We start from the raw sequence: 4,401 nt of genomic DNA on the forward strand, positions 1-4,401 counted from the left end.
CCCTGTAAATAATAAGGCTTGAGATAGATGATTATTATCAATAGCATTTAGTAAAGAGTTTGTAATGGCTTGCTGCCCAACGACGTCTTTAAAAGTTTGGGGTCTGTATTTTCGAGCCGATACAACAAAATGTTCCATTGATAATTCTGAAGATAACAAAGTGAAAAATTCAGTTACGACTTTGGAATTTTGAACTAGGAGTTTAAAAGGAGTTGTTAACAAAGGTAAACGGTTTGTAAGATTAAATTTTAATTGCCTTTATCAGAATAAAAAAATATTCTCGTTTAACAACCGATATACAAAAGCCTTAAACGGCCTCTTTATAAAAACTAACTTTTCTAATTAATACCTAAGCTAGCAATAGCGTTAAGGATTGCAACGGCATACTTTTTAAAAACAAAAGGAAACTAAGACTTTGTGATAGATAAAATTTGACAAATTGTAACGTAACTCGCTGCTCTTCATGTTATTTTAAAAAGATATAGTGGAAAGCCTGACCCTTTTTTATGGGAACGCCCAAATGTTTAAATATATTTAGATTTTGGAATTTGTTTATTGTAATTTTGTGCTTAAGTAAATCGCCTTATCGCTTTTATGCTGAACTTGTTTCAGTATCTTATTATTTTTGACTTTAAAGTTGATTTGAAAAGGTACTGAAACGAGTTCAGCACTGAGGAGGAAAGTCCGAACACCGTAGTGCAACATAGTGGCTAATAACCACCAGCCGTGAGGTTAGGAAAAGTGCAACAGAAAGTATGTACAGGTAATGCTGTAGTGAAACCAGGTAAACTCTATGTGGTGCAATGTCATGTATACCAACGTTTGAGGGCGGCACGCTCGATTGTTGGAGGGTAGGCAGCTAAAGTGTATTGGTAACAATGCACGTAGATAAATGATAAGGGCTCTTTATAGAGTACAGAATTCGGCTTATAGATTTACTTAGATATAACAAACCCTTCTTGAATTTCAAGAAGGGTTTGAAGTATAAATATGGTTGGTTAAATCTTATTCTGTTTTTGGTGAATAGGATAAATCTGGACGCATTTCGCCACTTATTTCTTCCATTCGTGTTGCATATTTCATGATTTTACTAAAAACGTCCCATCTGTCCGGTCCTAAAACTTGTTCATTTACTTTTCCTCTTGTAGCAGAGTCTATTTCATCTTTAGCAGAAACGGAAACCATATAGTAGTGTTCCATTTGACCAAAACCATTTCGGTATACACGATAATATTCAGTAGAACCTTTAGCAGCAAAGAATGCTTTCACCGCCATCATGCCCTCTCTCATATTTTTTGCATTTTCGGGAGCGTAGTACATGTAAAACCACTTGCGGTAGTTTTCATCAGCAGGAGCATCACTTTTACCTTCTGGCATATATGATAGCGCATCGTCTTTCATTATTATATAGGTTCCGTGAGAATCATAACATTTATCAAAACGATCAAACATCTCACCAAATGTATCACCCATAGCTTTTGCCATATCAGCCATTGGACGCTCATCTAATTCTGCAAAGTTTTTAATTGGTGTGATATAATAATATCTAAAATCGTTACTCATGGCAGTAAACCAAGAGGTTTGTAAGTTGTGTTCAATGCTTGCAGCATTAAATTCTTTAGCTATTTTTTCATATTCCATTAACATAGACGGCTTCACATTGTCTTGGTGGACTTGATAAGCTTGTTGCGCTTGTGAAAGGTTAAAAGTGAAGCATAAAAATAATGCTAGTAAAAAAGTTGTTTTAGTAGTTTTCATAATTTATAATATTGGTTAATCACTTTAATTATTTTCTTCGCTAGCTTCAGTATTCATTTTAGCAGCTTCAATATCTCGGAGTGCCGCCGTAAATTCTGAAAGATTATAAAACCCTTCTTCTCGAGCTATTTTTCCATTAGCAAATTTTAAGGCTAGATGCACTGGGATTTTTAATTCTTTATTATTAGCAGCTAGCGTACCTTTCCAATTTCCCCAAAAGTAAACCCATGTGCTTCCTTTGTCGTTAGTAACCATTTCATACCAAGGAAGGTCATCTTCCTCTTCAAAATGATAGCTAGACATATTGTTAAGTATAGCCTTCAATGAGTTGGCAGTTTCTTCAGGTGTAGTGCCCTTACTTTCATCCCAAGTATTGTGGAAAATCTTGGCCGTGTCTGCATAATGAGTTGCCCAAGCTTCCCAATCGCCTGCATGATAATCCTTTAATAAGGCTTTAGCTACATCAATTTCTAGTGAAGTCCTAGTAAATTGTTTTTGGTTGTTTTGACAAGCGGCAAATAGTATAACCGCGAATCCTAATAAAAAAAGTTTTTTCATTTTGTTTATGGTTTAAAGGTTAGTATTCAAACAAAAACCATGAACAATTGCAGAAAAAAGTATACTTTTTTGTTGAGATAAAAGCATGTATAGAGTCGGGGGTGACCCTTAATTAAATCTTAGAGGAGCTCTAATGTACTGAAAAAAAAGTAATTACAAAAATAAAAATTTATTTAAGTAGTTTCAAAAAAGGAAAACATATTACCACCATAGCTTTTTGAATAACTAAAATTTTCAAGCTTTGATAAGTCTGTATGTTTAGAATGTTCTACTATAAGCAAACCATCATCAAGTAATAAATTGTTTTTAAAAATGAGCTCAGGGATTTTTTCAAATTGCTCGTCAGTAAAATTATAAGGTGGATCTGCAAAAATAATATTTGACTGTAACGACGTTTTTTCTAAGAATTTGAAAACATCACTTTTTATAGTTTGAATGGGCATTTCAAACATTTCGGTAGTTTTGTTGATAAACTTGACGCAACCAAAATCTTGATCAATACTTGTAATTTGTTCGGTACCTCTTGAGGCAAATTCATAGCTTATATTTCCAGTTCCAGCAAACAAATCAAGTACAGAAATATCATCAAAGTAATACAGGTTATTAATAATATTAAATAAAGATTCTTTAGCCATATCTGTCGTAGGGCGAACAGGTAAGTTTTTAGGTGCAATAATCTTTCTACTTTTATATAATCCTGAAATAATACGCATTAAATGCTTTTTAATAAAGTGAAATTAGAGTAATTTGATTTTGGCTTGTCTATGTATTCAAAATCATCGTTTCTATTACCAAAACTTATGTTTCTGATGTATTTATAGGCTATATTATAGATTTCGTCATCCTCAGTAATATCGCCAATAAAAACTAAATTAAGTGTTTCTGGGTTAAGATTTAATTGTTCGGCAGTAAAGAGAATATAGTAAATAAAATCTTCCTTTGAATTATAAACAAATGTATTATAAAGTTCTAGTTTGCCTTCTTTAATTATAATAATTTCAAAGTGGTTAAGACTAACATGAATATATACTTTAGGTGTGGTTGAAGCTTTTTCAATTCGTAAAATAGACTCAATTAAAACCGATGATATATGCTTGAAAATAAACGTACCAAATTTATCGTAGATGTAATTGTTTATATTAATATAAGGGACATAAACATTAACACTACTATTTTCTAAAATACTATCATAAGCTATAAAATCTGACTTAAGAATTTTAGAGTTGAATTTTAAGTAATCTGCTACGTGATTTTTATTAAATAATGCCTCTGGAACTAGTGTAGATAAATCGTTATTATGAACAATAGTTACATTAGTAAAGCTATTATTCAAAGTACTTTCATTTTCAAATAAAACTTTTAATTCGTCTAAAACTTCAAATGGGTTTAAACGTTTTTCAAAGCGCAATTCCTTTACTTCAATTATAGTATTAGAATCTTTGTTTAGTATACAAAAAGAAAGTCCACTCAAACTTAGTTGAATGGACAATTCTAGATTATTTAATTTGTTAGAACTGTTATTCGTTATCGCCATATGTTTTTGGCCAGTTTCCGTTAGTGTTAACTTCATCCATAGAACCTACTTTTAGAGCATCACCATTAACACCATCAACAGATACCACTTGATTTTCCTGTATTATTAAATCTTTACTTTGATCATTTAAAAGAACACTCTTTTTTACAACAGCTTCAAAAACAGGTATTTTTATATTATTTTGTTCTAAGAAACCGGCTTGCATTTTAAATTTTGCCCCTTCTTCACCTACGGGAACATTCATCATGTTCTTATAATGATTAGAAGTTTTGAATAAGGAATCTTTTACAGAAACGAAACCTAGAGTATCCACAATAATAATATCTTTATATGTATCAACGCCATATCTTTTGGTTAAATCCTCATCAATAATACTAGAATCTCTACGTTGAGTGATAGTGTATTCAGCCGTATCAATAAACTTTATTAAGCCATCAAAATCTTTAGCAAATTTACCAGTAACCTGTCTGTGCGCTAATTGAGAATCTCTAATATCTTTCAAACTCTCAATAACTATAGAGTAACGCTTATTTTTTACTTTATTAAATTGA

The 4,401-nt window shown here is 31.7% G+C and carries 5 protein-coding genes, 1 other RNA gene and 1 pseudogene; 1 reads left to right on the plus strand and 6 read right to left on the minus strand.

The window, feature by feature from the left end:
* Positions 1–138: pseudogene (locus tag QZ260_RS12875) on the minus strand (DNA polymerase III subunit gamma/tau); the annotation flags it as partial.
* Between the two features lie 432 nt (positions 139–570).
* Here QZ260_RS12875 and rnpB point away from each other — a divergent pair.
* Positions 571–946, plus strand: an RNA gene (gene rnpB / locus QZ260_RS12880) — RNase P RNA component class A.
* A gap of 59 nt (positions 947–1,005) precedes the next feature.
* Here rnpB and QZ260_RS12885 read toward each other — a convergent pair.
* The 5 genes from QZ260_RS12885 to QZ260_RS12905 all read right to left on the minus strand — a co-directional run.
* On the minus strand, positions 1,006–1,758 hold the full coding sequence (locus QZ260_RS12885; RefSeq protein ID WP_295986918.1) for a hypothetical protein: 753 nt from the start codon (positions 1,756–1,758) through the stop codon (positions 1,006–1,008).
* Positions 1,759–1,782: 24 nt separating this feature from the next.
* The gene (locus QZ260_RS12890) at positions 1,783–2,316 is read right to left on the minus strand and encodes a nuclear transport factor 2 family protein (protein WP_295986920.1); all 534 of its coding nucleotides are present in this window, start codon (positions 2,314–2,316) and stop codon (positions 1,783–1,785) included.
* A gap of 173 nt (positions 2,317–2,489) precedes the next feature.
* Positions 2,490–3,029: a 16S rRNA (guanine(966)-N(2))-methyltransferase RsmD gene (gene rsmD / locus QZ260_RS12895; RefSeq protein ID WP_295986922.1), complete on the minus strand. Its 540-nt coding sequence runs from the start codon at positions 3,027–3,029 to the stop codon at positions 2,490–2,492.
* Entirely contained in the window at positions 3,029–3,886 is an 858-nt protein-coding gene (locus QZ260_RS12900; protein WP_295986923.1) for a DUF3822 family protein, read from the minus strand. Before QZ260_RS12900 ends, rsmD begins: the two co-directional genes overlap by 1 nt.
* Positions 3,834–4,401 (minus strand): hypothetical protein (locus QZ260_RS12905; RefSeq protein ID WP_295986924.1); only part of this gene is annotated, 568 nt, incomplete at its 5' end. The genes QZ260_RS12905 and QZ260_RS12900, both read right to left, overlap by 53 nt.

Source organism: uncultured Algibacter sp., assembly GCF_905480415.1.
Classification (GTDB): Bacteria; Bacteroidota; Bacteroidia; order Flavobacteriales; family Flavobacteriaceae; genus Algibacter_B.